The following is a 24,874-nucleotide window of genomic DNA, read 5'->3' as shown; positions in this document are numbered from 1 at the left end:
CAGCACAAAAAAAGGAACTTTAAAAAGTTCCCTGATTTGCTTCGATGGTTGCTTTAAGATCGGCCCAGCCTCCGCCGTTGTAGCCGTCTTTCAGTCCTTGGGTATTTAAATATTCCAGTGCTTTTCCGCTTCTGTTTCCGCTTCTGCAGAAGATTACCACCGGCTTTTCGATTGAAAGGATCTCTTCCTGTCTGTCTTCCACTTCACCCAACGGGATATTTTTAGCCCCTTCTATAGATCCGTCCATTTCAAGCTCCATAGGCTCACGGACGTCGATTAACTGATAATTTCCTGATTTTAAAACTTCTGATAAAGACATAGTATATTAATATTTAAGATTAAAAATTGCTTATGACCGCCTGAAAATACCCATACAGGAAATCGATCGGCCAAAGTCCAAACAAATTTATAAAATAATCTTAGTTTTGCAAGGTAAAAAAGATGAATTCAACCGCAGAAAAATATTCACAGCTCATTAAAACCAAAGCCAAAAGTTTTGGATTCCAAAACTGTGGAATTTCAAAAGCGGAGTTTCTTGAAGAAGATGCCCGCCCGCTGGAAAGCTGGCTGAAGAACAACTTCCACGGCGAAATGAAGTACATGGAAAATTACTTCGATAAGCGGCTGGATCCGAGGCTTTTGGTGGAAGGTTCAAAATCGGTGATTTCACTTTCCTACAATTATTTTCCGGAAGAGAAGATTTCTACGCTTGAAAATTTTAAAATCTCAAAATATGCCTATGCCGAAGACTATCATGAAGTCATCAAAGACATTCTCCGTGAAATGGTGAGCGAGCTGCAGGAAGAAATAGGCGAATTCGGATTCCGGGTATTCGTGGATTCGGCACCGGTGCTGGAACGGAGCTGGGCCAGGAAATCGGGGATCGGATGGGTCGGTAAAAATGCCAACCTGATTACCCGGCAGAGCGGATCATTCTATTTTCTGGCAGAAATCATCTGCGATCTGGAATTGATGCCTGATCATGCTACTACCGACCACTGCGGTACCTGCCGGAAATGTATCGATGCGTGTCCTACAAATGCTATTGTTTCCGAAAAGCTGGTTGACGGCAGCAAGTGTATTTCCTACGCGACGATCGAATTAAAAGACGCTATTCCGGACTATTTTAAAGATAAAATGGACGACTGGATGTTTGGTTGCGATGTCTGTCAGGATGTCTGTCCATGGAACCGTTTTTCGGCACCGCACAAGCAGGGCAAATTCAAACCGAATGAAGCACTGAAAAATTTTAAGAAAGGGGAGTGGCGGGAACTGACGCAGGAACTGTTTTCTGAAATTTTCAGGAAATCCCCCGTAAAACGCACAAAATTCGCCGGGTTGAAGCGGAATATCGAATTTCTGGAAGCTTCTTCGGAGCGGGATTAAACGTTGTTTTTTGCGGATACAGCCTTATCCGGAAAGGTTGAAGTTCCGGGCAAAGGCGGTTAAGCGGTCATTCCTAAAATTTTAATTTTAAGAAGGTAAAGATTTTACAGGCGGTTACGCGTTGGCTATAAAAGAAAAATTGACTTCCGGGAGATACTTCTCGCCGAAAAATCAACGTTTTTTCTGCACTCTTTTTGGAGCTACTTTTACCCTGATTTTAAATCTTTTGTTTGATTTGGCGTTTTTCTGCATATTTGTGAAGTATTTGTACTTAAATTTAGCGAAAATTTCAATTGAAACCAATACTTTTACGAAACAAGGATATTAAATTTTATTAAATCATAAAAACATGACGGTGAAAAAAATGGTATTGCTCATTTTAAAGACTTTGGGAATTCTTTTAGGGATAATTGTTTTATATGCAGCTGCCGGATATTTCCTGCCTTTCATAGAAATTTCTGCGAAAGATGACGGCCAGAAAAAAGAAATCCCGATTTACATCTACACCAACGGCGTTCATACGGACATCGTCATGCCGGTAAAGAATGATCTTCAGGACTGGAGTATGAAAATCCCGTACAGCAATACCAAATCCAAAGAAACCGATTACCGCTTCGTCGGAATTGGATGGGGCGACAAAGGTTTTTATCTCGACACGCCGACCTGGGCCGACCTGAAGTTTTCAACGGCTTTTAAAGCAGCATTCTGGCTGAGCGAATCGGCGATGCATTGTACTTATTATAAAGAAATGAAAGAAGGGGAAGATTGTAAGAAGATTATGATCAGCAGAAACCAATATAAGGACCTGGTTAAATTTGTGGATGAAAAATTTGATAAGGACGCCGGCGGAAACTATGTATTGGTTCCTACCAATGCCGTATACGGAAATAACGATGCCTTTTACGACGCTAAAGGAAAATACAGCTTTTTGGATACCTGCAATACATGGGCAAACAATGCTTTAAAAGCAGCCGGACAGAAAGCAGCATGGTGGACCCCTTCGGATTACGGGATTTTTCTTCATTACAAATAATTCAGTGCGGTTTTTAAGCTTCATTTTCACGATCCTCCTATTGCTATCCTGTAAGCAGGAATTTTCCCAATCAGCTTCTGCGAATGGCCTGGTTTCAGAAACAGTTGATGAAGTCCGTCCTGTTGCCGACTCCGTTAAAATCAGGAAGAAGGCGGAAGAAGCCCTGCAGTTCTGCCGAAAGCAAAACTTCAGCACGGATTTCTGCCTGCTGATCGACATGAGCCTGCATTCGGGGTTGAAAAGATTTTTTGTGTGGGATTTCAAGAAGAATAAAGTAATGGGGAAATATCTCGTCGGTCACGGCTGCGGTAACAATCCATGGAGCCGTGATGCGTCGAAAGACCGTCCGGGATTCAGTAATACGGATGGCAGCCATCTTTCGTCGCTGGGCAAATATAAAGTGCAGGAACGCGGCTACAGCGATTGGGGAATCCATGTGAAATACCTGATGCATGGCCTGGAAGAAACGAACAGCAATGCGCTGAAACGATTTATTGTTTTTCATTCCTGGAACCTCATGAGCGATGACGAAATTTATCCCGAAGGTTCGCCGGAAGGCTGGGGCTGTCCTACGGTTTCCAACCATGCTATGAAACAGATCGATCCTATGCTGCAACGCTCGGAAAAGCCTGTACTCATGTGGATTTTTAATTAAATTTAAATTGTTGGGTAGCAGATAGCAATTAGCTTTTTGCTACTGGCTTTACATTTAGAATTTTAAAATTCAAAAACGTATTATTAAATTATTTCAAGTATTTATACCATTTAAATAGATCTCACGCAGATTTAGCAGATTTTGTAAAAGCAATCATTGTATATTTAAACCTTTGTGGTCTTCGTTAAGTGAAACGGCTCTGTGAAACTTAAAAACAGCGAATTGGTCAAAAAAACTTCGTGCTCTCCGTGTCAGCATACTGTTGATATACATTAAAGCTTTCCTATGTAGGTTTAGTCAGATGCCCGGCTCAAATTATGGTTTTAATTTTCAGCTTTTGGCTTTTCCTACCACGTTTAGTCTGATTTTTGTATAACCCAATCCGATAAAAATACGGAATACATGAAACACCGACTTTACCGTGAACAGCAGCTGAACTGCGACATTGAAACGGCCTGGAAATTTTTTTCCTCCGCCAGCAACCTTTCAAAAATTACCCCAAAAGAAATGAATTTCATCGTGCTGACAACATTCGAAAATGATGAAATTTACGAAGGAATGATCATCGATTATTTTGTGTCGCCGCTCTTCGGTATTAAAATGAAATGGCAGACCGAAATCATTCATGTCGATGACCGGAAGAGCTTTACGGATTTTCAGAAGAAAGGTCCTTACAAACTCTGGCATCATTTCCACGAATTTATTGAGAATGAGAATGGGGTACTTATGAAAGACACGGTAGATTACGAACTGCCGTTGGGCTTCCTGGGAGAAATCGCCCACAGCATCCTCGTGAAGAAGAAGGTGGAAAGTATCTTTGATTACCGGTATCAGATTCTGGAGAAAATGTTTAATCAAAAATAATCCCATGTCTGAAAAGCAAAAAATAAATGTGTTCTGGTTTCGAAGGGACCTAAGGCTGGAGGATAATTGCGGGTTGTCTGAAGCTTTGAAATCCGGACTGAAGGTGCTGCCGATATTTATTTATGATACCGGGATTCTGGATAAGCTGGAAAACAAATCCGACAAAAGAGTAGATTATTTCCACCGTGCACTGAAACACATGCACGAAGAACTGAAAAAACATAAAAGCGGAATAACGACTTTTCAGACTAAGCCTGTGGAAGCTTTTAAAAAACTGACCAAAGATTTTGAGATCAGTACGGTATTCTGCAACGAAGATTATGAACCTGAAGCCATCAGGAGAGATCAGGAAGTAGCCGATTTTCTGGGGAAAAATAATATTGAACTGAAAAGTTTTAAAGACCAGGTGATTTTCCATAAAGATGAGGTTGTTAAAAAAGACGGTAAGCCGTACACTGTTTACACACCGTACTCCAAAAAATGGAAAGAAGTTTTGAAGTCAGATAAAATCAAAATCTATACAACCGATTTTTCCGGTTTTTTACCATACAAAGCTCCAAAATATCCGGAATTGAAAGACATCGGTTTTAAGAAAACGGATATCCAGGATGAAAAGCCGGTCCTTAAAAAATCAATTATCGAAGATTACGGTCAATACAGGGATTATCCAGGTCTGGATCACACGACACATTTAGGGGTTGCCCTTCGTTTCGGGACCATTTCTGTTCGTAAATGTGTTCAGTATGCGTTAAAAAATAATGAAACCTGGCTGAAGGAACTGATCTGGAGGGAATTCTTTATGCAGATTCTCTATCATTTTCCTAAGGTTGTCAATTACCCGTTTAAGGATAAATATGAAAACATCAAATGGCGGAATGATGAAAAGGAATTTAAGCTATGGTGCGAAGGGAAAACCGGTTATCCGATCGTGGATGCAGGAATGCGGCAGCTGAATGAAACAGGATTTATGCACAACCGCGTAAGGATGGTCGTAGCCAGTTTTCTTACCAAACACCTGCTGATCGACTGGCGGTGGGGCGAGGCTTATTTCGCAGAAAAGCTTCTGGATTATGAACTTTCTTCTAATAACGGGAACTGGCAGTGGGCAGCAGGATGCGGCTGCGATGCGGCTCCTTATTTCAGGGTATTCAATCCGTCGGAGCAGACGAAAAAATTCGATAAGGACCAGAAATACATCAAAAAGTGGCTCAGCGAAGACGATCTGAAGACTGAGCCTGTCGTGGAACATACTTCGGCCCGGAAAAGGGCATTGGATGTCTACGGAAAAGCGGTGAAAGGGTAATAGCCGGAGAAAGAAGCAGGACATTTTATTAACCTGACGTATGTTCTGAAAATCATTGCATATTGCTGAATCCGGACGTACTAAACAATAACTCATTTTAATTCCTGCCGATTTTAAAGATTTTTGTTGATAAGATCTGATCAATCTGCGGGAATTGCTTTAGCTTTCGCCAAGCCTTTAATAAGGTATAAACTTTATTAAAACTAATATTTTTACGTTAATTATTTCCGGTTTATACAAATGGGTACAGACTTTGTTTATTCAGAATAAGAGACTTAGGATCGACAGTAGCTTTTAGTCTTATAAACATTTAATAAAAAATCCAGTTATGGCCAAGCGAATTCTTAATTTACCGGTGATCAGAAAGGTCGTCAAAAAGCTTTCCTTCTTTTCAGACTCAAGCAATATGTCTGAATTTATTTCCATGATCAACGAAGATCATTTTATAAGATAGTTATTTGTGGATACCTATCTTCTTTAAAGCAACTTCATTCAGATATATTTCATTGAAATAGGTCAGTGATTCTACGTCATTAAAATTCTGAAATATCTTTTCGTTTTTATTGAATGACAATTCTACAGATCCATCATATTCCGCTACGATTCTCACTACAGAATAGCCGTTATAAGCAATTCTAAAGCTGTCAAAAAGACATTTCTTTTCAGCTTTCCGATATATCTTATATTCTTCGAATACGGTACTTTCTCCACCGCCGGCAGAAGTATTTTTATTGTGACTGAGAGATTTCCAGGAAATATAATTTTTCGGTTCCTTCAGGATATTTCCTTTTTCATCTACCGGTACGAACATGCCCAAAGTCAGCGGTTTTTTCAGGAAGGTTGCATAATTATTCATCAGTTTCAGGGTTTGCAGATCGGCATATCCTTCATGGGAATAATATTCTATCACGAAATCCGTCATCGGAATCAATTTATGCGGGCTGAATGGCATATGTACTATTTCTTAAGGCAAAATTAATTATACATTATTAAAAAAGCGAAGATAATTAAATTGTCCAAAAACCCTCAAATAATTTTATGACAAATCAATGTAATTATTTAATCAAAAAACAAGCCCCGCACGTCGGCAAGGGCTTATCCATACAATTAAATATAATTTGCCAAATAGTTTAGAATCCGTCTAAATTTAAGTGAAAAAGGTATCTTATGAATATTAAGCTCGGAGCAATAGTATGAATGGTTATCACCTATATTGAAAAACCTTCAGAAGTTCCGTTTGCAGGATCACATCATTTTTGCTGTTGATTAAGTTATAATTGGCCTGCAGCCAGTTGTTCCTTACCACAAAGAAAGTATAAGCATCCATCAGCCCTTCCCGATATTTCTCTTCCGATTTCTGAAAAGAAAGCTTCTGGTTCTCAAAATTGGTTTCCAGCAGGTGATATTTTTCACGGGCATTCAGAAATTGGATTCTGATTGAATTGATGCTCTGGGTAAGATTGTTGATGATGATATCTTGGTCATAATTTGAATTGATGACATTCAGCCGGGCAATCTCTACATTATTTTTCACCTGAAATTTATTGAAAACAGGAATATTAAGGCCCACCGAGACCTGCTGATTCTTGTTGTTTTTGATCTGCTCCGAAAAATCAGCGGCGGGCTGCCCCATAATTTTATTATAAAAACTGGACCATGTGTATGAGCCGTTTATTGTTGGTAAATAACCGGATTTTGCGATCTCAACATTTTTCTGCTGGGCTTTAATTTCTGTGAGAGCCGTTTGATAAGCGGGATTTTTCTCCAGGAGATCCCGGACAAAATTGCTGTCGGTAAAATCTGCTTCGGTAAGGCTTTCTTCAGGCTTTGAGAATTCCAGTGTGTCTTTAGTAATCGCCAGAGCATTCAGCAGGTTTATTTTGGAAATATCGCGTTGATTTTTTGCGGATACCCACTGTTCCTGCATGGTTCCGAGGTTGGCTTTGATGTCGTAAATATCACTTTTCGGACGGTTTCCGATTTCAACTTCTTTCTCGGTACGTTTGATCTGATCTTCAATTCCGGAAAGCTGCGTTTCCAAAACCTCCAGCCAGCTTTTACTGTTCTGATAGGTGAAAAACATCTGGATGACATTCAGCCTGACTTCATTCTGAGCCTGTTTCATTCGGTAGGTCGAGGTCTCTTTGTTAATTTTCGACAAAGAAATATTGAGGTAATTCCGCCAGTTCATCAGTTCCCAACCGACTTGCGCGTACAGATTGTCACTCTGGGTATTGATGGCCTCCCGTTGATTGTTCTGCGGATTGATTCCGTTTCCGAAGTTATAGTTGTGATTGATTCCTGCGTCTACAGAAGGCAGCAGCATTCCTTTGGCCGCAGAGATCTGCCTTTCGTTTTTCTGAACATTTACCGCAGATTGCTTAATCAGCGGATGATTGGCGGAAGCATAATCCAGGCATTGCCTTAACGTCCAGTTCTGCTGAGCCGGAAGAAGATTAATAATGAATAGGAAGAATAGTTTTTTCATTGTTTTTAGATGATTGGATAAAGGATATTGGAAGATGGACGTTTGATTGCAGTTTCTAAAACTTCCAGCTTCCATCACCCAGCTTCCGGCTTTATTCGTACTTCAGGTATTTTACAAGGTTGATTTTGGTAGCACGGTAGGCTTTTAAACTCACGACAACAAAAGTCAGAATCAATAACAAAAGCATGCTCAGGATATATGGCCAAACAGGCATCTCAATTCGGTAAGCAAAATCTTTCAGCCATTCGTTCATCGCATAATATCCAAACGGAATGCTCATGAAAACGGCAAGGACGCAAATCAACAGAAATCTTTTGGTTAAATCCCAGACAATGGTTTTTTCATCTGCGCCTAAGGTTTTCTTGATGGCAACGTCTTTTAGTTTCTGTTCAATCAATAATGATGACAAAGCAAATAATCCTAATAATGCGATGACCAAAACCACAATATTTAATGTTGTAAATAAGGTCTGTTGTTTCTGGAATTTCTCAAATGTTTTCGCAAATTGTTTATCTACAAATTCAAATTCGTAAGGATAGCCCGGTTCCGCTTTGGTGGTCCAGAATTCTTTGATGCGTGCCAAGGTTCCGTTGATATCTTTTCCGGAAATTTTGATTTGAAGATTGTTCATATTATTTTTAACCCAGTTCCTGTCATAATTGAAGTAGACAATCGGCATAACCGTTTGTTCTACACCAGCATAGTTAACATCTTTCACCACGCCCAGGATTGTATATTTTTTCTTGCCGTCCCAACCCGTAAAGAATTCTTTTCCCAAAGCCGTTTTCGGATTAAAGCCTAACTTTCCCGCAAAGGTTTCATTCACAACAGCACCATTAATGGTGTCGGAGGCTTTTTTCCAGTCCAGATCCCGCCCGGCAAGGAATTTTACTTTATAAAATTTTAAAAAATTTTCGTCAATCCCGCCCAGCATCGTCTGAGCTGTTTGGGTAGTATCTGTAGACAATTTTACAACTGAGGCATTGGCTGTGCCGTTCCCTATAGAATTTACAGAACCGGTGATATCGGTTACACCGGGAATTCTTGCCAGTTCGGTTTTCAGCCTTTTGTATTTTTTAACATTGAAATTATTTTCCCAGCTTCCTTTTTTGAAATTAATCTGAATTACCTGGTCGCCTCTGAAGCCCAGATCTTTATTCATCATATAACGTACCTGAGTGTGGATAATCAATGAGCAGATGATGAAAAACGATGAGATAATCAACTGCAAAGTCAAAATCCCGTTTCTCAGCCAGACCCCGTTTTTGCTTCTTGCAAAGTTGCCTTTCAGCGTATTGATCGGCTTGAAATTCGACAGATAAAGTGCCGGAATCAATCCTGAAATCAAGGAAAAGACTATCAGCAATAATCCTGTGTAAACAAACAGATTCGGATCAATTAGCTTAATATCTTTGCTCAGGAATTTGTTGTAAGAAGGCAGGAGCAGCTCCACCATTGCAAAAGCAACTACATAAGCTACCAGACAAATCATAAAAGTCTCAAGCAAAAACTGTAAAACCAAAGCTGTTTTCGAGCTTCCTACCACTTTTCTCACGCCGACCTCTTTGGCTCTTTGGGACGCCTGCGCGGTTTTGAGATTAATGAGATTGATTCCCGACAAGGCTAAAATCAAAACAGACAATCCCATCAGGATCATAATCGATTTTTTGTCCCCTTTGCTGATGCCGTCACTTCTGGCATCCAGTTTCATTTTGTTGATTGGGGTAAGATAAACCATCGTCAGATTTTTCTTATCGATGGTTAAGCCCCATTTTTTTGAAGCAATTTCGTCTTGCACCTGCATCTGTCTTGACAGTTTATTTTCGAGTGCTCTGATATCCGTGCCGGGTCTGATTTTAAAAAAACCATTATAACTGTAGCTGGTCCATTGATCTTTTGACTGTTCCAGATACGGATTTTTGTAAATAAAACCGGGTTTGAAAACCGTATTGCCTTCGGGAAGTCTGTAAATCGCTGTGACCACGTATTTGTTGTCATTAGAATCGTTGGTAATGGATTTGCCAATCGCGTTAAGATAATCGTCACCGAAAAGCAAACGGGCGGTTTCCATTGAAAGGGCTATTTTTCCTTTATCTGACAAAGCGTTCCGGAAATTCCCCGCTATTTCTTCAAACCTGAAAAACCTGAAAAAAGAGTCTACCGAAGCCGTTCCTGGAACATATGCGGAATTACCATTAAAACTGAGCTTCTGCTTTCCCCAATCATTGAGGATCGTGGCATCTTCTATCTCCGGGAAATTTTCTTTTAAGACAAAGATTTCCGGATAGCTGGAGCTGGACATCATTCCGAAAGAAGCATTGCCGTTTTCTACGAAATAGATATTTTCCCTGTCCGGAATCCATTGTTCATACGATTTTTCATCCTGCCAATGGATAAATATCAACAGGAAAACACACAGCCCGACACTCAGCCCCAACACATTGATGATGGTGGAAAGCCAGTTTTTTCTGTAATTTATGAATGCTATTTTGAGCCAGTTCTTTAGCATAATTGTTGTTTTTTAGGTTGGAAGCCGGATGATGGGAGATCCTGTTAACTTTTGTGCAGAAAAACGTCCTGCTCCCATTACCCAGCTTCCATCTTATTCATATTTCAGATATTTCACAAGCTTCCGTAGGTTTCACTTACGGCTATTTATCTTGAACCCTTCGGGTTCTTTTATTCGTACTTTAAATATTTCACAAGATTCACTTTTGTCGCTTGGTAAGCTTTGATGCTCACGACAGCAAAGGTCAGGATCAACAATAGAATCAGACTGAGAACGAAAGGAAAAGCCGGCATATCGATACGGTAGGCAAAGTCTTTCAACCACTCGTTCATCAGATAATAACTGATCGGGATGCTTATTAAAACGGCGATCAAAGTAATCCACAGGAATTGTTTTGTTAATCCCATGATTAAAGTTCCGTCTGATGCGCCTAGAGTTTTCCTGATGGCGACATCTTTAAGTTTTTGCTCGATCATCAATGATGACAAAGCGAATAATCCTAATAAAGCTACCATCAGTACCATTGCGTTCAGGATCGTGAATAAGGTCTGCTGCTTCTGGTATTTCTCGAACGTTTTTGCGAACTGCTTGTCGATGAAATAGGAATCAAACGGATAGCCCGGTTCCACATTGCTCTCCCAGTATTTTTTAATTCTTTTTACGGTGGCCGGTATATCGTCGGGTTTCAGTTTCAGCTGGATGTTGTAAACATTAAAGCGTTTCCATGATGTGGCCCGGTAATGGAAAAATATCATGGGTTCTATTTCGGATTTCAGGCTTTTAAGATTAAAATCTTTTACGATCCCTACAATTTTGTACGGTTTATCATCAAAACCCGGGCGAAATTCATTTTTGAAAGCCTGATCATCCGTCCATCCGAATTGCTTCACGAAAGTCTCATTCACCAGCACATTATTGATGGTATCTGAAGCCAGTTTTGGATCCAGCCAGCGTCCTTTGAGAAGCTTAATGCCCATAAAAGGAAGATAATTGTAATCCATTGAGCCGTGCTGTGCATAAATGGTTTTATCCTTGTAATCGATATTAGAATTGCTGTAACGGTAGCTTCCGGCCACGGCTTCTCCATATGATACCTCCTCAACACCTTGTATTTTCCGCATCTCATTTTTAAGGCGTTCGTATTTCAGCCAGGGTTTAGGGTTATTTTCATTGAAGGAAACAAGAAAAATCTGTTTTCCATTAAATCCAAGGTCTTTACCCATCATGTATTTTACCTGGCTGTTGACGATCAGACCGCCGATGATGAAGAATGAAGAAATAATAAGCTGCAGCGTTAAAATGCCGTTTCTGAGCCATATTCCATGTCTGCTTCTGGCAAAATTTCCTTTCAGTGTTTCGATGGCTTTGAAGTTGGCCAGGTAGGTAGCGGGAACCAATCCGGAAATAAGCGTTACAGCCAATACCATTGCAAATGAATACAGGTAAATATGCCAGTCGTTCATCACGATTTCTTTATCAAAGAATTTGTTGAAGCTTGGCAACAGGAGTTCGGTGAGTGCCAGCGATAAAAAATAGGATGTAAAACAAAGTAAAAATGTTTCCAGTAAAAACTGAAGGACCAGCTGGGTTTTCGTGCTTCCGATGGCTTTTCGCACCCCGATTTCTTTGGCACGCTGGGAAGCCTGCGCTGTTTTCAGATTGATAAAATTGATGGCCGACAAAATAACAATTAAAACGGAAAGGCTGAAGAGGATCATCATGGTTTTAAAATCGCCTGTTCCAAACCAATAAGCTTTTCCATGGAGTTTCATCTGGTCCAGCGGGGTTAAAAGGCTTCCTTGCGGACCGTATAACTCCAGATATTTTTCAGGGGTAACACCCGCTCCCTGCGCATTTATTTTTGCCCGGTACAGAAACACCTCTTTCAGTATTTTTTCCTGAATGGCTTCCGTATCTGCATTTTTATCCAGCATAAAAAAGCATCCGTAATTAAAATTTCCCCAACCTTCTTTATCATTTTTTAAATTATCATAAGCCAGCACTACAAATTCCGGTTTTATCACACTGTTTCCTTCTGGTAATTCATAAACTGCGGTAACGATATAATTTTTATTATCGAATTTTACATTTTCTCCGACGATATTTGTTTTACCGAAAAGGTTTTTGGCCGCTTTGGTGGAAAATGCAATTGAATTTTCATTTTTTAAAGCATCCTTAAAACTTCCTGCTGCCAGTCTGAATGGAAAAAAGTTGAAAAAGTTCTGGGAGACGTTCATTCCTTCCTTCTGGTAAACGGTTTTATTTTTAGCAGTCATCTTAAAAGCCATTCCCGAACCACTGAACAAAACATAATCCCTGATTTCCGGAATAACTTTCAATGTACGGTCTGCAAGAGGATATGAGATACTCGGGCTGTAGGTATTTTCTTTTGGATTGTATTGCTGAAATGCGTAGATGTTATCCTTCTTCGGATTCCATTTTTCGTAAGATTCTTCATCATTCCAGTGCATCAGGATGAGCATAAAACCTGTCAAACCAATGGTCAGTCCAAACAGGTTGATGATCGTGGAAAGCCAGTTCTTTTTATAATTGATGAAGGCAATTTTGAGCCAGTTGTTTAGCATAATTGTAGTTTTTTAGGTTGGAAGCTGGATGATGGAAGTTGGATGTTTAAATTATTACGTTCAATAACATCCTGTTCCGATCACCACGCTTACTGCTTTTTTACTCAAAGTTTTTTGCGTCTGCTTTTTCGAAAACATCTTTTCTCTGCTCAGCATGTTCTTCGGAGAAAATCTCACCGTCTTTCATATTCACGATTCTTGAAGCGTAACCGGCATCATAGGAAGAGTGCGTTACCATCGCGATCGTAGAGCCTTCTCTGTGAAGTTCTGCGAGGAGATTCATTACTTCATTTCCATTAGAACTGTCCAGATTTCCCGTGGGCTCATCAGCCAGGATAAGTTTTGGTCTTGTTACCAAAGCCCTCGCAACGGCCGCTCTCTGCTGCTGACCTCCGGAAAGTTGCTGCGGATAATGTTTTGCCCGGTGTGCGATGTTGATTTTCTCCATAATTTCTTCCACCCGTCTTTTTCTTTCTGAGGAAGAAATGCCGTTGTAGATCAATGGCAATTCGATATTTTCGTAGACAGTGAGTTCATCAATCAGATTAAAATTCTGAAAAATGAAACCAATATTTTTCTTTCGGATGTCCGACTTTTTCTTTTCAGAAATCCCGATGGTTTCCACCGATTCAAATTGGTAAGAACCTGAGGAAGCACTGTCCAGCAGGCCCAGAATATTGAGGAAAGTCGATTTTCCGCAGCCTGATGGTCCCATGATTGCTACGAATTCGCCTTCTTTGATTTGAAGGCTGACGTTATTAAGTGCATGGGTTTGAACATCTTCGGTTTTATAGATTTTGGAAAGGTTTGTAATGTTTATCATTTGAAAATTTTTTAAGGTTAGATAAAATTTAATATATGATCTGGTGAATAGCTTATTGGTCGTGCCTAACGAGTTTTTACTTAGTTTTAAACTTAATGGAGGTTCGCTGCAGCGGATATCCATCCTTCGATATAAATTTATTACCCGTTAAAACAAACTCATATTCTGTGTCAGGCTTCATTTCGGTCTGAATTTTTATTGCTGTATTATTGTTTAAGTATCCTTCAAATTTTTTCAGCGGAAAATGCTCTTTTCCCGATTCCCCGAGATTGATGGAAACTCCTTTTCCTAACATTTCCTTGCTGAAAGTAATGATAATCTCCGTAATCTTAGAATCAACATCGTTTTTATCCATAATATCTGGAGAGACCGAAACGACTTTTGGCTGGTTATCGATAATCCCTTGTAACTTTGGCTCTAAATTTTTATAAAATGCAATGATTTCCGGATAAAAATCCTCCAAAACAGGGAATCTGTTTCTGCTTTCTTCATATTTTCCGAGAAGTTCCGTCAATTCTTTAATCCATAAAAATTTACGTCCTCTCTGCATTTGGATTTCCTCATCAATAGTGCTCTGAGGATAATGGTTGTCTATCATGTACCGGATCACTGCTGCTCTTACAAGACTCTCGTTAATCATGGTCTCCCAATCACCGTAAGCCTGCGATTTCATTTCTTTTTCTACCAGGGAATAAATTTTTTCTGCAGGCGCTTTAAGCTCGGATTTGTAATTCTTCATTTCCAGGATGTAATTGACAAACGAATGATTGAATTCGTGGATCAGCAAAGGCTGGAACTCATTTTTATCAAATATTGCGTTTCCGTCGGAATCAAAGTCCGAAACGCCAACCACAGCGTATACAATGGTCTTATGATGCTCAGGATGCAGGGTGATCCCGTAATTGCCGCCACCGTTCCCATAACCTAAAATGATCCTGTATTCCTCATTAGGGGCTTTACCGTAAAAATGGGGATACCAGTTCTGATTAAAATCCTTCAGAATACTTTGCCCGTATGCCTGCACTGCCTTTGCATAACTGGCAGAATGGTTATCGAAAAACTTCTGAAAATCAGAATTCTTATAAAATTTATTCAGCAGGGAGACAAATTTTTTCACCTCTACTTTTTCCCATCTTTTTTCCAGTGTGCTTTCCTTTTCTTTGGTGAAGCTGAATTTTTTATTTTTAAATGAAAGATGGAGTGCCATAGACATCACGGCATCATATCCAAGACCGTGTTTGTTACGGTTTTCCTGTACAAATTTTATAACTTCTGCATTTTTGTAAGGTTCAAAATAGGCATTAATGTCCTCTGCATATTTTTTGTTATAATCCTGGCTGTATTCTTCTGCCCCTGCCAGCCTGAAAACAATACTTACAATCTCCACTCTTTCATCTACCTCCGGCATCAGCTGCTCCTGCGCAGAACTGAAAGCTGAAAGAACAATAATGCATACACACAGGAATTTTTTTGTCCAAATCATTTTAATTTATTTTTGAATATCAAGAATTTCATATTTTTTCAGCTCCGAATAATCCGACGTAATTACCGATTCGCCTGGCTTAAGCCCTGAAACCACCTCGTAATATAGCGGATTCTCCCTTCCCAGGCTGATGTTGCGTTTTTCGGCTTTGTTTCCTTTGACTGCAAAGATCCATTTTCCATTGGTGTCTTTGTAGAAATTGCCTTTCGGAATCATCATGCTTTGGGTGTCGGCGGATAATTTCAGCTTTACACCGAACGTCATCCCGATTTTCAGATTCTCCATTTTAGCTTCTATAAAATTCAGCTCTACCGAAAACTGTCCCTCCTTTACTTCCGGAAGGATTTTGGTGATGATCACTTCGTATTCTTTGCCATTGTTGTCCAGCGTTCCTTTGATGCCGTTTGTTAATTTGCTGATGTAATATTCATCCACTTTTGCCACCAGTTTGTATCCGCCCATCAGATCGATTTTTCCGATGCTTTCACCCGAGGTTAAATTTTGTCCGGGAGAAATGCTGAATGAAGACAGCCGTCCCGAAGCCGGAGCCATAATCAGGAAATTATTTTTATTGGAACGGAGGATGCTTAAACTTTTTTCCATCTGTCTGATGGAACTGTTAATCGCTGCAAACTGTGAATTCCGGGAGGCTTTTTCATTGCGGGCACCTTTCTCTACAATTGATTTTCTCTCCTTCTGATAAGTCAGATTCTGAAGGGCTACGTCGTAGTCCGTTTTCTTGCCGATTTCCGCATCGTACAATCTTTTCTGCAGATTAAAAGTCTGCAAAGCCGTATTGTAATCATTCTGTGATTGCAGTACTTCCTTATCCTGGCTGAATTCCTGATTCTTCAGTTCCAGAAGTGAACTTCTCATCTGGCTGATTTGCTGCATGATTCCCGTTTCCTGATTGAGGTAATTGAATTCCGTATTTGGATTATAAACTCTTGCAATCGGTTGTCCTTTCGTCAGCATCTGCCCGTCTTCCGCAAAAATTTCTTTCACGGCACCGCCTTCCAGAACGTTGACCAGGGAAGAATTAAGCGATTGCGTCTGCGCAGTCACCATCAGCATATCTTCAAATTTCCCTTGGGTTACTTCATCAATGGTGATGTCTTCCTGTTTTACATTATATGTTTTTTTCTGATTAATAAAATACCACCCAAAAGCCGAAATGGCCAAAGCCAGTGCGATGATGATAAAGATAAATTTCAGTTTGGATTTCTTTTTTACTATTTTCGTATCCATATTGTAGATAACTCTTTTACTTACAGGAAATTACACAATGAAAATGCCACAGGTTTATAATACTGTAACTCTCTGTAAATGTGATTGAATATAATTTTATTAATTTTAAAACTGTTCGGTATCGGACACTTTTTGTACGGAAACGGACATTTTAGTATAATTGATGAGGGATTTTTATTTCGGGTAAACTTTATAAATGATGAATAGTAAAAACGATGGCTAAAAAATTTGAAAACACACAGTCTCACCATAACCTAAAGGTATTTTCCAACGAAGAACTTTTTATTGACCTATCAAGGCTGATCGAGCAAAGCCGTCATCAGGTGGCAATGCAGGCCAACAGCACACTTACGATTTTGTTTTGGCAGGTGGGTAAAAGGATCAATGACGACATTCTGCAAAACCAGCGCGCAGAATATGGAAAACAGATTGTGACGACAGTAGCGACACAATTGGAAAATGCTTATGGAAGAAATTTTGCTGAAAAAAATGTACGGAGAATGATTCAGTTTGCCGATGTTTTTCCGGATATGCAAATTGTCGTTCCACTGGCACGACAATTAAGCGGGTCACATTTTTTGATTCTAATTCCTTTAAAGTCAATAGAGCAAAGATTGTTTTATGCAAATTTGGCTATTGAAGGAGCACTTGGAAAAAGAGAACTTCGCAAACAAATCGCCAATAAAACCTTTGAACGGACAGAAATTGCCAATCTGCAGTCATCTCAAAGCGAAAATTTTCCCATCAATACTTTTAAAGATCCTTATTTATTAGATTTTCTTAGGTTACAAAACGATTATCTGGAAAAAGACATTGAAACGGCCATCCTTCACGGACTGGAAAAATTTATTCTGGAATTAGGAAGAGGATTTGCCTTTGTGGAACGTCAGAAAAGAATGATTATCGACGGCGAAGATTTTTATCTTGATTTGTTATTTTTCCACCGTTCGCTTAAAAGATTAGTGGCCATCGAACTGAAATTGGGGAAATTCCAGGCGAAGCATAAAGGACAGAATGGAGCTGTACCTGAAATGGCTCAACAAAAACGAAAAACAGGAAGGAGAAGAAACGCCGATCGGATTAATCCTTTGTGCCGAAAGCAGTAAGGAACAGATAGAACTCCTGGAAATGCACAAAGATGGCATCATGGTCGCTGAATACCGGACCGAACTGCCGCCTAAAAAAGAACTGGAAAGAAAATTACACTTAGCTCCAATTGAAGCAAAAGAACGTTTTGAACGTAAAAAATTGCTATAAATTTTAATTCAGAAATGCGAAAAAAAGAAGCCCATATATTAATTGTTGATGATGACGAGGATATTTTGTTTTCGGCGAGGGTTTGGCTCAAGAAATTTTTTACCGAAGTCAGTTGCCTGAGTCAGCCCAAAAACATTCTGAAGTTTTTATCCGAGCACCAGGTGGATGCTGTGCTTCTGGATATGAATTTCCGGAAAGGTTTTGAAAGCGGGCAGGACGGGTTGTACTGGATGAAGGAGATCAAAACATTGGAACCCCAGCTTCCGATCATCCTTATGACAGCTTACGGCGAAGTGGAATTGGCTGTTGAAGCCCTGAAAAACGGAGCATCCGACTTTATCCTGAAACCCTGGAATAATGAGAAGCTATATGCTTCCGTAAATTTGGCCGTCGATATATCGCGGAAAAACAGAAAGCTAAATCAGTGGGAAAGTGTAAGCATTAAAATTAATCAATATCAGCTTGAAACCAAATCGCCGGCGATGCAGGAGGTAATGGGACAGATCGAAAGGGTTGCTGCCACAGATGCTAATGTTTTGCTCCTGGGAGAAAATGGAACGGGAAAATATGTTTTGGCAGAATATGTTCATGAACTTTCAAACAGGAAGAGCCAGCCTTTTGTGCATATCGATCTGGGTAGCCTTTCCGAAAATCTTTTTGAAGCGGAATTATTCGGATATAAAAAAGGCGCATTTACCGATGCGCACCGGGATTATGCCGGAAAAATTGAAAATGCTGAAAACGGAACGGTTTTCCTGGATGAAATCGGGAATCTTCCCCTTCATCTTCAGACGAAGCTGTTAAGCCTGATCCAAAACAGAAAACTCTCCAGAATAGGGGAGAGCAAAGAACGATTACTGGATGTGCGGTTTATTTTTGCTACCAACGAAAACCTTAAAAAAGCTGTTTCGGAAAACCGTTTCCGGAAAGACTTATATTACAGGATCAATACGGTTGAATTAAATATTCCCAGTCTGAAAGAACGGCAGGAAGATATTCCGGGATTAGCTACCTATTTTCTGGATAGATACAAGCAGAAATACCATAAGACTGACCTGATGCTGAATGAAGATTTGGTTTCGGAGTTGGTGCATTATTCCTGGCCGGGCAATATCCGTGAACTTGACCACTGTATCGAAAGGAGCGTAATTCTTTCCCATGAGAAAGTTCTGAAATTGCTGATGCCTCAGGATGAAGAACCGGAGAAGTCCATTACGAACCTGAATATTGAAGACATGGAAGAGCTGTTGATTAAAAAGGCCCTGAAAAAACACCGCGGTAATATTTCTCTGGCAGCAGAAGATCTGGGATTGTCGCGGGCAGCATTATACAGGAGGATGGAAAAATTTGAACTGTAAATAGCTGCCGGTTCATGGTACGCATCACTAAAATATGTTGAATAATACTGGATTTTGATAAGCTTCCACAAACTTATTGCAATAAATCCTGGATGAAAAGTTTAATTATATATGCTTCAGGCCTGTCTTGGCTATAATTTATAATGAATAAAAAAGAAATTTTCTGGATATTGTTTATTCTGCTGTCGATTGTCTGCGGAATTGTTGCATTTGATTTTTATTCTCAGAATAAGTGGATCAACTGTATTTTGTTTTCACTTGTGAGTCTTATCTTTATTTTTTTGGCAAAGACTTCAGCATTATCTTACATTCAGAAAACGGAAAAACTACTGTTAGCGATTCAGAAAAAGGATTTTTCATTATTTCCGAAAACGGAAGGTAACAATTTGGCGGATAATGCAGTAAAGCTTTATTATCAAAGCAAAGAGGAACATCTTTCGCAATCTTCCTATAAACTTTTGTATGAAGAAATCCTGAATCAGCTGGAAATCGGACTGATGATACTGTCCGAACAGGAGAAAGAATGGAACGTTTTCTATGTAAATCCGGTATTCCTGGAGATCCTGCAGATCCCCAAATACAATTCATGGAGTCTTTACGAAAATAAAGCGCCCGGTTTTTATCAGGTTATTGAACAGACACAATACGAAAACTCACAGGAATTCTTTGAAATTTCGATTAATGAAAATGTAAAACAGTCGTTTTCCCTCAGGACGAAAAAGGTTCAGAATGCCAGACACCGTTTCTGTATCATCAGCCTGGAGTCGGTTCAGAAAATTATCGAACAGAAAGAAAAGCTGGCGTGGAATAATCTGATGAAGGTGATTTCCCACGAGCTGTTGAATACTCTGACACCCGTAAACAGCCTGATTCAGAATCTTGAGTATATTGCCAATCAGGATGTTATCGAAAAAGAAGATCAGCAAGACATGAAGGAGAGCCTGATGATCATCAATTCAAAATCAAAACAGCTGCTGAATTTTGTGGACGACTACCGGCAGGTTGCAGAACTCCCGAAACCTGTTTTCAGAAATATTTCACTGAAGGATATTACAGAGTCGGCACTTAATTTCCTTAAGTCCGAATTTGAAAAAAATCAGATCACAATTATTAATTCATTAGAAAATTTCACCATTTCGGCGGATGAAAAAATGATCGGACGCTGTCTGATCAATCTTTATCTGAATGCTATTTATGCGGTTTCCGGAAGCGCTGAAAAGACAATTAAAACGGAAATCAAAATGCAGAATAAACGTATTGTTTTAAGTGTGGAGGATAACGGGACGGGCGTTCAGAAAGAAATTCAGAATAAAATATTCCTTCCTTTTTTTACCACCAGAAGCGGTGGTTCCGGCATTGGATTAACCCTCAGCAAAAGTATTATCGAAGCGCATAAGGGCTATCTTAATTATAAGCCCCTGGAGCAAGGAAGCCGTTTTGAGATCTGGTTTATTGATTAGTTATTGCCGGCATTATGAAAATTAAAATAAAACCGGAAAAAGACAGTCTTTAACTCCTTTTCCGGTAATAAGTATTCTAATATAAAAGTAGATTTTATTTACAGTTCTTCTTCCAGGATACTGACGATCCGGTCGATTACGTGCTGTTTCCTGTATCTCTTGTGATATTCTGCGCGCGGCTCAGAAACAATCTGGGTGTGTTCTTTGCTGAAAAGCGCATACAGGTCTATTTCCGGATGTTCTTCGATGTACCAAACCAAGAAGTTGAGGGGCATCGCATTTTTTCCTGAAAAATACATCTGAATAGCCTGTGGGGTTACCCCGTATTTTTCGGCAATCTCCTTCATGGTTTCGCCTTTTCCCTTGCTGTACTCACGGATCTTTTCGTAAATTTTCATATTGAGTCGCTAATTTGTGTTAAAATAAACAATTAATAATTGTTAAAATTTAAATAATATATTGTTGATTAAATATATAGTTGTATATTTGCTTTTACAATTGTCCTTTAGGACAAACACAAAATTACGAAAAAAGGTTAAACAAAATTTATTTATTTCTATGGGCCAACCGATACATCGCTACCTGAAGAAAAAAATCGTCGATAAATTTGATTTCATTGACAAATGGTTGCCTGCGCATTATACCACTTCCGTCAATATGATCCTGAAAGAAGAAGCAAAGGATCCTGCCTACATAAGACGGGTAAAAAACAGGCGGATGATCGATGAACGTGTCATTGACGCGCTGTACAAAGTTTCCCTGCTTAACAAGATACAGGTAGAGACTGATGATTAATAATTTTCCGTAGGTATGCGAAAAATTAAAACGACTTAAATAACACCAAAAAAACAAAATGACTATGGAAAATTCTGAAAAAAAAGAAATCATTATTACAGAATGCTTCGCGTGCGGGGCATGGTACGAAAACTACTTTTTTCCTTCTCCGTGCTGCGGTTCCATCGTTTTAAAAGTGGATAAGGACGGAAACCGTACCAACACTACTTTTCTAAGCGTTTTATCTTTGCCGCAGCCGCATCTGGCGAAAAAATTAAAAAGATTTATATCTAATAATACAAAATGCAATATCTGAATAAATGAATTTATAAAATTTCTGCATTAACTTTAAAATATTGAAAGCTAACATTATATTTTCCCTGTTTAAATATAAAAATGATTTTTTAGAGATTTAAATATTAATTTTTTTTTACCACTGTAAAAGGAAATGTGTTAAAAAGTTTTTTATGTTTGTCATTGAATTTGCAGCAGTGGCTAAAAGCAGTTCTACTTACAAAGTAACGCAGGGCAAAATGGGATTTTTTTAACTGAAGTGCCCTTGGAAAGCGGATGCTCATGGAGCTGTTGCCGGTGCCATAGGAGAAGCTATAGGAGGAGCAACTGCCGGAGGTGCCGGAGCTATAGTAGGTGGTGTTTTAGATGCCATCGGCGGAGGTAAATCTGTTGCAACATTTTTGTTTGGCGATTAAATACTATTTTCTATGATTTTACATTGTTTTTTGAGTCTTTTTACAATATACTCAAATCCAAAAGACAGCTGTCTTGAAATGGTTAAAATATACAAGAATTATCGGGATTTTTCAAATGAGAAATTTCATGACAAGTTATGTTTGGATGATAAGAAAAATAAAATAAGTATAAATTATAATTTTATTACTCTCAGGCTGGGAAACATAAGGCATGCTTATTCTAACGACGAAATCTGGGGTTACCAAAAAGGAAATGAAATATTCCGTTTTTATAATCAGGGTATTTTTTGGGAAGATTACGAATATGTTCGTGTACTGGAGAATGATAAATCAGGATTGGTTATTTATTCTAAAAAAGAAAGGTATTATTCTTCATTTAACAGCAGGGAACATTATTTTTTCAGTAAAAATCTTAAATCACTTATTAAAAAATTATCTCTCAAAAATTTGAAAGAAGATTATCAAAATTCTGATTTTATTCGGCAAATCTCATTACTGGATAATCTTATGTAAAAAGATAACAATGGGAATTATATAATTGATGAGCTCTATAAAAATATTACAGGGAATAGAATTTGGGTATTTGCCGAAATCAACTAAATAAAAACCTCTGAAAATCAAATGATTTCAGAGGTTTTTTGTACCGGTAACCGGAGGGATATCGGAAGCATTTGGTGGAGGATTTGGAAAGAATTGTAGAGCTGAATAATGATTAAATAGGTTCTCTATAAATCTTTTATTGTATTATAACTACTTTTTAAGTAATTCTCTAGCTTCTTCACGAGATGATTCCCTTATGCTATTTTTTAACTTATTAATTTCATCTATATTATTAGAAGATTTCATTGTAGTAGTATTCAATTTTTTATTAATGTCAGTTTTGGCTGCTCCTTGACTTGCTAATAATGCTGCTTTTAACTCTGCATATTTTTCAAATAAGTGTGAGTTAATCAAAGGAGACTTAACATTTATTTTTTTTGATGCATTTGTCCTATATAAATTATTATTCATAGAGTGACAAGTAAAACAATTCATTCCTTCTGCTTGGAATGTGGTTTCCATAGTGACATTTGCTAAATTTAAACTGCCAAAACTTTGCCCATTACCGATACCATATGGTTTTGATAAATTTCCATCCAGCAACTCATTAATTGGAGCATTAGTTTTTGACCATATAGAGCCCACTAATTTATAGTTCGCCCATATTTTAACTTTATCATTCGTAAGGGCTTTTTTAGCTAATTCGTTACTAGATTTAATCATTGTAACAAACTCTCTATCTTCTTTGATAACGTCCATTCCTTGAGATGCCTGATTGTATCTAACTCCTTCAGGATGGGATTGAAATACTTTATTTTTAACTTTCGGAGTAAGAGTGGTTGTATCTTGAATAATTCCATCTTCTGTATTTCCAACAGAGTTTCCATCGAATAATGTGTATTTATCTGATTTAGAATTTACAGGGTTTCCATGAAAACTTGTTCTATCTGGTGCTAAATCTCGTTGATCGAAAGTTGACCACACGCCTTCAGGGTGCTCTGCTGTAACTGTAAATATATGAAAACCAATCATAGACATTCTTTGTAGCTCAACGTTATTATAATTTTCGTCCAAATTTTTATCAGGTTTATTAACAATTGCAGTGATATTAAAAGTTTTAGTAGAATCTACTACTTCAGATGTTTTTATCCAAGCTATTTTAATTTCGGTAGCACCAACAGGATATTGATTTTTACTCTCACGAATAGAGCGCTTTAAGCTATCATTTTTTAGTATTTCAGCTGCTTGGCTAATAATTGCTGATGCATCGTCTGAATTAAACATCTCTAATATTCCGTCATTAGCATGTATCGAATATCTTACGAGAGAATTGCTCTTGCTACTCAATTTTGTTCCGTCTGCTTGTTGATACAAATCTAAGATTAATGGTAATTTACCATCTTTTAAGTATGAAGATGGTAATCCTTTCTTTTTTAAAAAATCTATTTTTATTTCTTCACCAAAATCATTAACCTGTTTTAGTTCTTTCATAAATACAGGAACATTATCTTTGGTATTTGAGGTTAACCATAAAAATTTTTGCCAAGACCAGTCAATAAACATTTGATCATTGTCAAGAACTATGGTATCAACTGTATTTTTAATTTCGTTATTCTTATTGTAATCTTCAAAAATACTTACTAAGCTTGTTGTAGTTTTAGAATAAGTATTTTTTTTACAAAATGTAAGCCCCAGTAAAGTAGCTGTTGTAATGCTCAAAAGCATCAATTTTTTGAATTTTGATTTCATGGTTATTTAGATTATTAGTTTTTAGTTGATTATATCTTTAAAATTGCAATAACATTTTTTAGTTATAAGCAGGGTGGTTATTAAAAAAAATTATTACACTGTTTTACAAATCCCATTTTATATAATATAAATTGTAAAAATTTAGACTGAAATTAATTTCCCACTTAGGAACTCGATGATGTTCCCATATGCTCTGTTAGCATAATAATAGTTACTAAAATCATGGCTAAATTATGACCAACAGATAAATTATAGAGAATAACATCAATCCCCAATCTGCAGCTAACATATTAGCCGATACTTTATCAATAGCACAATATTAATGTAATTTATTTAAAAATCATTCAGTACTATTACTGAATTTTAAAGCAATGTATTGTGGAATGGTCACTAAATTTTCGTGTGGGGTTTAATTTAATCTCCTGTCTTGTAATTTCATGAACTTCAACTAAGTTGTGGAAAATTATTGTATCTAAAATTACCGTTATAATGAAAGTGAAATTAGGTAATCAAAACATTGTTATCCTTTGCTGGACATTTTTACTGGCTTCACCAATCTCTTGCGATAGTCAAAGTCAATCAAATAAGGAAAATCGGGTAGTACATACTAAAACTAACGTGAACTCGGGTAAAAACCATGAGGTGATTA

General features: G+C 38.2%; 22 protein-coding genes. 12 read left to right on the top strand and 10 right to left on the bottom strand.

Annotation, left to right across the window (positions count from 1 at the left end; translation table 11 throughout):
* Positions 1-19: 19 nt before the first annotated feature.
* On the bottom strand, positions 20-319 hold the full coding sequence (locus ACED20_RS09050) for a rhodanese-like domain-containing protein (protein ID WP_294224167.1): 300 nt from the start codon (positions 317-319) through the stop codon (positions 20-22).
* Between the two features lie 122 nt (positions 320-441).
* Here ACED20_RS09050 and queG point away from each other — a divergent pair, with 122 nt between their 5' ends.
* The 5 genes from queG to ACED20_RS09025 all read left to right on the top strand — a co-directional run bounded on the left by queG (position 442) and on the right by ACED20_RS09025 (position 5,241).
* Positions 442-1,386, top strand: coding sequence for a tRNA epoxyqueuosine(34) reductase QueG (gene queG, locus ACED20_RS09045; protein ID WP_294238428.1), 945 nt, complete (start codon positions 442-444; stop codon positions 1,384-1,386).
* 355 nt (positions 1,387-1,741) lie between these two features.
* Positions 1,742-2,419, top strand: a complete 678-nt coding sequence (locus ACED20_RS09040; protein WP_378104358.1) for a TIGR02117 family protein — start codon at positions 1,742-1,744, stop codon at positions 2,417-2,419.
* Positions 2,420-2,423: 4 nt separating this feature from the next.
* Positions 2,424-3,074, top strand: coding sequence for a murein L,D-transpeptidase catalytic domain-containing protein (locus ACED20_RS09035; protein WP_294238432.1), 651 nt, complete (start codon positions 2,424-2,426; stop codon positions 3,072-3,074).
* Positions 3,075-3,476: 402 nt separating this feature from the next.
* On the top strand, positions 3,477-3,938 hold the full coding sequence (locus tag ACED20_RS09030; protein WP_294223366.1) for an SRPBCC family protein: 462 nt from the start codon (positions 3,477-3,479) through the stop codon (positions 3,936-3,938).
* A 4-nt stretch (positions 3,939-3,942) separates the two neighbouring features.
* Positions 3,943-5,241, top strand: a complete 1,299-nt coding sequence (locus ACED20_RS09025) for a cryptochrome/photolyase family protein (RefSeq protein ID WP_378104236.1) — start codon at positions 3,943-3,945, stop codon at positions 5,239-5,241.
* A 454-nt stretch (positions 5,242-5,695) separates the two neighbouring features.
* Here ACED20_RS09025 and ACED20_RS09020 read toward each other — a convergent pair whose 3' ends face one another.
* From ACED20_RS09020 to ACED20_RS08990, 7 genes are all read right to left on the bottom strand, one after another.
* Positions 5,696-6,163, bottom strand: a complete 468-nt coding sequence (locus ACED20_RS09020) for a hypothetical protein (protein WP_294232067.1) — start codon at positions 6,161-6,163, stop codon at positions 5,696-5,698.
* A gap of 282 nt (positions 6,164-6,445) precedes the next feature.
* The gene (locus ACED20_RS09015; protein ID WP_294264591.1) at positions 6,446-7,729 is read right to left on the bottom strand and encodes a TolC family protein; all 1,284 of its coding nucleotides are present in this window, start codon (positions 7,727-7,729) and stop codon (positions 6,446-6,448) included.
* A gap of 91 nt (positions 7,730-7,820) precedes the next feature.
* On the bottom strand, positions 7,821-10,238 hold the full coding sequence (locus tag ACED20_RS09010; RefSeq protein ID WP_294264589.1) for an ABC transporter permease: 2,418 nt from the start codon (positions 10,236-10,238) through the stop codon (positions 7,821-7,823).
* Between the two features lie 170 nt (positions 10,239-10,408).
* Positions 10,409-12,823 (bottom strand): ABC transporter permease, encoded by a 2,415-nt coding sequence (locus ACED20_RS09005; RefSeq protein ID WP_294330588.1) that lies wholly within the window; start codon positions 12,821-12,823, stop codon positions 10,409-10,411.
* Positions 12,824-12,923: 100 nt separating this feature from the next.
* Positions 12,924-13,646 carry an ABC transporter ATP-binding protein gene (locus ACED20_RS09000; RefSeq protein ID WP_294264583.1) on the bottom strand — a complete coding sequence of 241 codons (723 nt, stop codon included), beginning with the start codon at positions 13,644-13,646 and terminating at the stop codon, positions 12,924-12,926.
* Between the two features lie 76 nt (positions 13,647-13,722).
* Positions 13,723-15,129, bottom strand: a complete 1,407-nt coding sequence (locus tag ACED20_RS08995; protein ID WP_294330591.1) for a DUF4932 domain-containing protein — start codon at positions 15,127-15,129, stop codon at positions 13,723-13,725.
* 6 nt (positions 15,130-15,135) lie between these two features.
* Positions 15,136-16,377 carry an efflux RND transporter periplasmic adaptor subunit gene (locus tag ACED20_RS08990; protein WP_294330594.1) on the bottom strand — a complete coding sequence of 414 codons (1,242 nt, stop codon included), beginning with the start codon at positions 16,375-16,377 and terminating at the stop codon, positions 15,136-15,138.
* 215 nt (positions 16,378-16,592) lie between these two features.
* Between ACED20_RS08990 and ACED20_RS08985 the strand changes: the two genes are divergently transcribed.
* The 4 genes from ACED20_RS08985 to ACED20_RS08970 all read left to right on the top strand — a co-directional run bounded on the left by ACED20_RS08985 (position 16,593) and on the right by ACED20_RS08970 (position 20,452).
* Positions 16,593-17,483: a PDDEXK nuclease domain-containing protein gene (locus ACED20_RS08985; RefSeq protein WP_378104234.1), complete on the top strand. Its 891-nt coding sequence runs from the start codon at positions 16,593-16,595 to the stop codon at positions 17,481-17,483.
* Positions 17,392-17,634, top strand: a complete 243-nt coding sequence (locus ACED20_RS08980) for a PDDEXK nuclease domain-containing protein (RefSeq protein WP_294199321.1) — start codon at positions 17,392-17,394, stop codon at positions 17,632-17,634. The genes ACED20_RS08985 and ACED20_RS08980 overlap by 92 nt, the downstream gene beginning before the upstream one ends.
* A 14-nt stretch (positions 17,635-17,648) precedes the next feature.
* On the top strand, positions 17,649-18,992 hold the full coding sequence (locus ACED20_RS08975) for a sigma-54 dependent transcriptional regulator (protein ID WP_294199322.1): 1,344 nt from the start codon (positions 17,649-17,651) through the stop codon (positions 18,990-18,992).
* A 143-nt stretch (positions 18,993-19,135) separates the two neighbouring features.
* Entirely contained in the window at positions 19,136-20,452 is a 1,317-nt protein-coding gene (locus ACED20_RS08970) for a sensor histidine kinase (protein WP_378104232.1), read from the top strand.
* Positions 20,453-20,550: 98 nt separating this feature from the next.
* Here ACED20_RS08970 and ACED20_RS08965 read toward each other — a convergent pair whose 3' ends face one another.
* On the bottom strand, positions 20,551-20,850 hold the full coding sequence (locus ACED20_RS08965; protein ID WP_294316949.1) for a helix-turn-helix domain-containing protein: 300 nt from the start codon (positions 20,848-20,850) through the stop codon (positions 20,551-20,553).
* 160 nt (positions 20,851-21,010) lie between these two features.
* Here ACED20_RS08965 and ACED20_RS08960 point away from each other — a divergent pair, with 160 nt between their 5' ends.
* From ACED20_RS08960 to ACED20_RS08950, 3 genes are all read left to right on the top strand, one after another.
* Positions 21,011-21,247 carry a hypothetical protein gene (locus ACED20_RS08960; protein WP_294316952.1) on the top strand — a complete coding sequence of 79 codons (237 nt, stop codon included), beginning with the start codon at positions 21,011-21,013 and terminating at the stop codon, positions 21,245-21,247.
* Between the two features lie 64 nt (positions 21,248-21,311).
* The gene (locus tag ACED20_RS08955; protein ID WP_294230567.1) at positions 21,312-21,542 is read left to right on the top strand and encodes a hypothetical protein; all 231 of its coding nucleotides are present in this window, start codon (positions 21,312-21,314) and stop codon (positions 21,540-21,542) included.
* A 472-nt stretch (positions 21,543-22,014) separates the two neighbouring features.
* Positions 22,015-22,449: a hypothetical protein gene (locus ACED20_RS08950; protein WP_378104230.1), complete on the top strand. Its 435-nt coding sequence runs from the start codon at positions 22,015-22,017 to the stop codon at positions 22,447-22,449.
* Positions 22,450-22,686: 237 nt separating this feature from the next.
* On the opposite strand, the gene ACED20_RS08945 is transcribed toward ACED20_RS08950, so the two are convergent.
* Positions 22,687-24,225 (bottom strand): hypothetical protein, encoded by a 1,539-nt coding sequence (locus ACED20_RS08945; RefSeq protein ID WP_378104229.1) that lies wholly within the window; start codon positions 24,223-24,225, stop codon positions 22,687-22,689.
* Positions 24,226-24,874: the final 649 nt, after the last annotated feature.

Source organism: Chryseobacterium sp. sg2396 (genome assembly GCF_042610505.1).
GTDB lineage: Bacteria > Bacteroidota > Bacteroidia > Flavobacteriales > Weeksellaceae > Chryseobacterium.
Note: the sequence above shows the minus strand (reverse complement) of the source record. Positions and strands in the feature narration are given on the sequence as shown.

Bases quoted from the DNA above. Each gene is read 5' to 3' on its own strand.
- ACED20_RS08995 (WP_294330591.1), bottom strand. From the start codon at position 15,129: ATGATTTGGACAAAAAAATTCCTGTGTGTATGCATTATTGTTCTTTCA.
- ACED20_RS08945 (WP_378104229.1), bottom strand. From the start codon at position 24,225: ATGAAATCAAAATTCAAAAAATTGATGCTTTTGAGCATTACAACAGCT.
- ACED20_RS09020 (WP_294232067.1), bottom strand. From the start codon at position 6,163: ATGACGGATTTCGTGATAGAATATTATTCCCATGAAGGATATGCCGAT.
- ACED20_RS09015 (WP_294264591.1), bottom strand. From the start codon at position 7,729: ATGAAAAAACTATTCTTCCTATTCATTATTAATCTTCTTCCGGCTCAG.
- ACED20_RS08985 (WP_378104234.1), top strand. From the start codon at position 16,593: ATGGCTAAAAAATTTGAAAACACACAGTCTCACCATAACCTAAAGGTA.
- queG (WP_294238428.1), top strand. From the start codon at position 442: ATGAATTCAACCGCAGAAAAATATTCACAGCTCATTAAAACCAAAGCC.
- ACED20_RS09025 (WP_378104236.1), top strand. From the start codon at position 3,943: ATGTCTGAAAAGCAAAAAATAAATGTGTTCTGGTTTCGAAGGGACCTA.
- ACED20_RS09000 (WP_294264583.1), bottom strand. From the start codon at position 13,646: ATGATAAACATTACAAACCTTTCCAAAATCTATAAAACCGAAGATGTT.
- ACED20_RS08950 (WP_378104230.1), top strand. From the start codon at position 22,015: ATGGTTAAAATATACAAGAATTATCGGGATTTTTCAAATGAGAAATTT.
- ACED20_RS09005 (WP_294330588.1), bottom strand. From the start codon at position 12,823: ATGCTAAACAACTGGCTCAAAATTGCCTTCATCAATTATAAAAAGAAC.
- ACED20_RS09010 (WP_294264589.1), bottom strand. From the start codon at position 10,238: ATGCTAAAGAACTGGCTCAAAATAGCATTCATAAATTACAGAAAAAAC.
- ACED20_RS08975 (WP_294199322.1), top strand. From the start codon at position 17,649: ATGCGAAAAAAAGAAGCCCATATATTAATTGTTGATGATGACGAGGAT.
- ACED20_RS08990 (WP_294330594.1), bottom strand. From the start codon at position 16,377: ATGGATACGAAAATAGTAAAAAAGAAATCCAAACTGAAATTTATCTTT.
- ACED20_RS08970 (WP_378104232.1), top strand. From the start codon at position 19,136: ATGAATAAAAAAGAAATTTTCTGGATATTGTTTATTCTGCTGTCGATT.
- ACED20_RS08960 (WP_294316952.1), top strand. From the start codon at position 21,011: ATGGGCCAACCGATACATCGCTACCTGAAGAAAAAAATCGTCGATAAA.
- ACED20_RS09030 (WP_294223366.1), top strand. From the start codon at position 3,477: ATGAAACACCGACTTTACCGTGAACAGCAGCTGAACTGCGACATTGAA.
- ACED20_RS08955 (WP_294230567.1), top strand. From the start codon at position 21,312: ATGGAAAATTCTGAAAAAAAAGAAATCATTATTACAGAATGCTTCGCG.
- ACED20_RS08965 (WP_294316949.1), bottom strand. From the start codon at position 20,850: ATGAAAATTTACGAAAAGATCCGTGAGTACAGCAAGGGAAAAGGCGAA.
- ACED20_RS08980 (WP_294199321.1), top strand. From the start codon at position 17,392: ATGGAGCTGTACCTGAAATGGCTCAACAAAAACGAAAAACAGGAAGGA.
- ACED20_RS09050 (WP_294224167.1), bottom strand. From the start codon at position 319: ATGTCTTTATCAGAAGTTTTAAAATCAGGAAATTATCAGTTAATCGAC.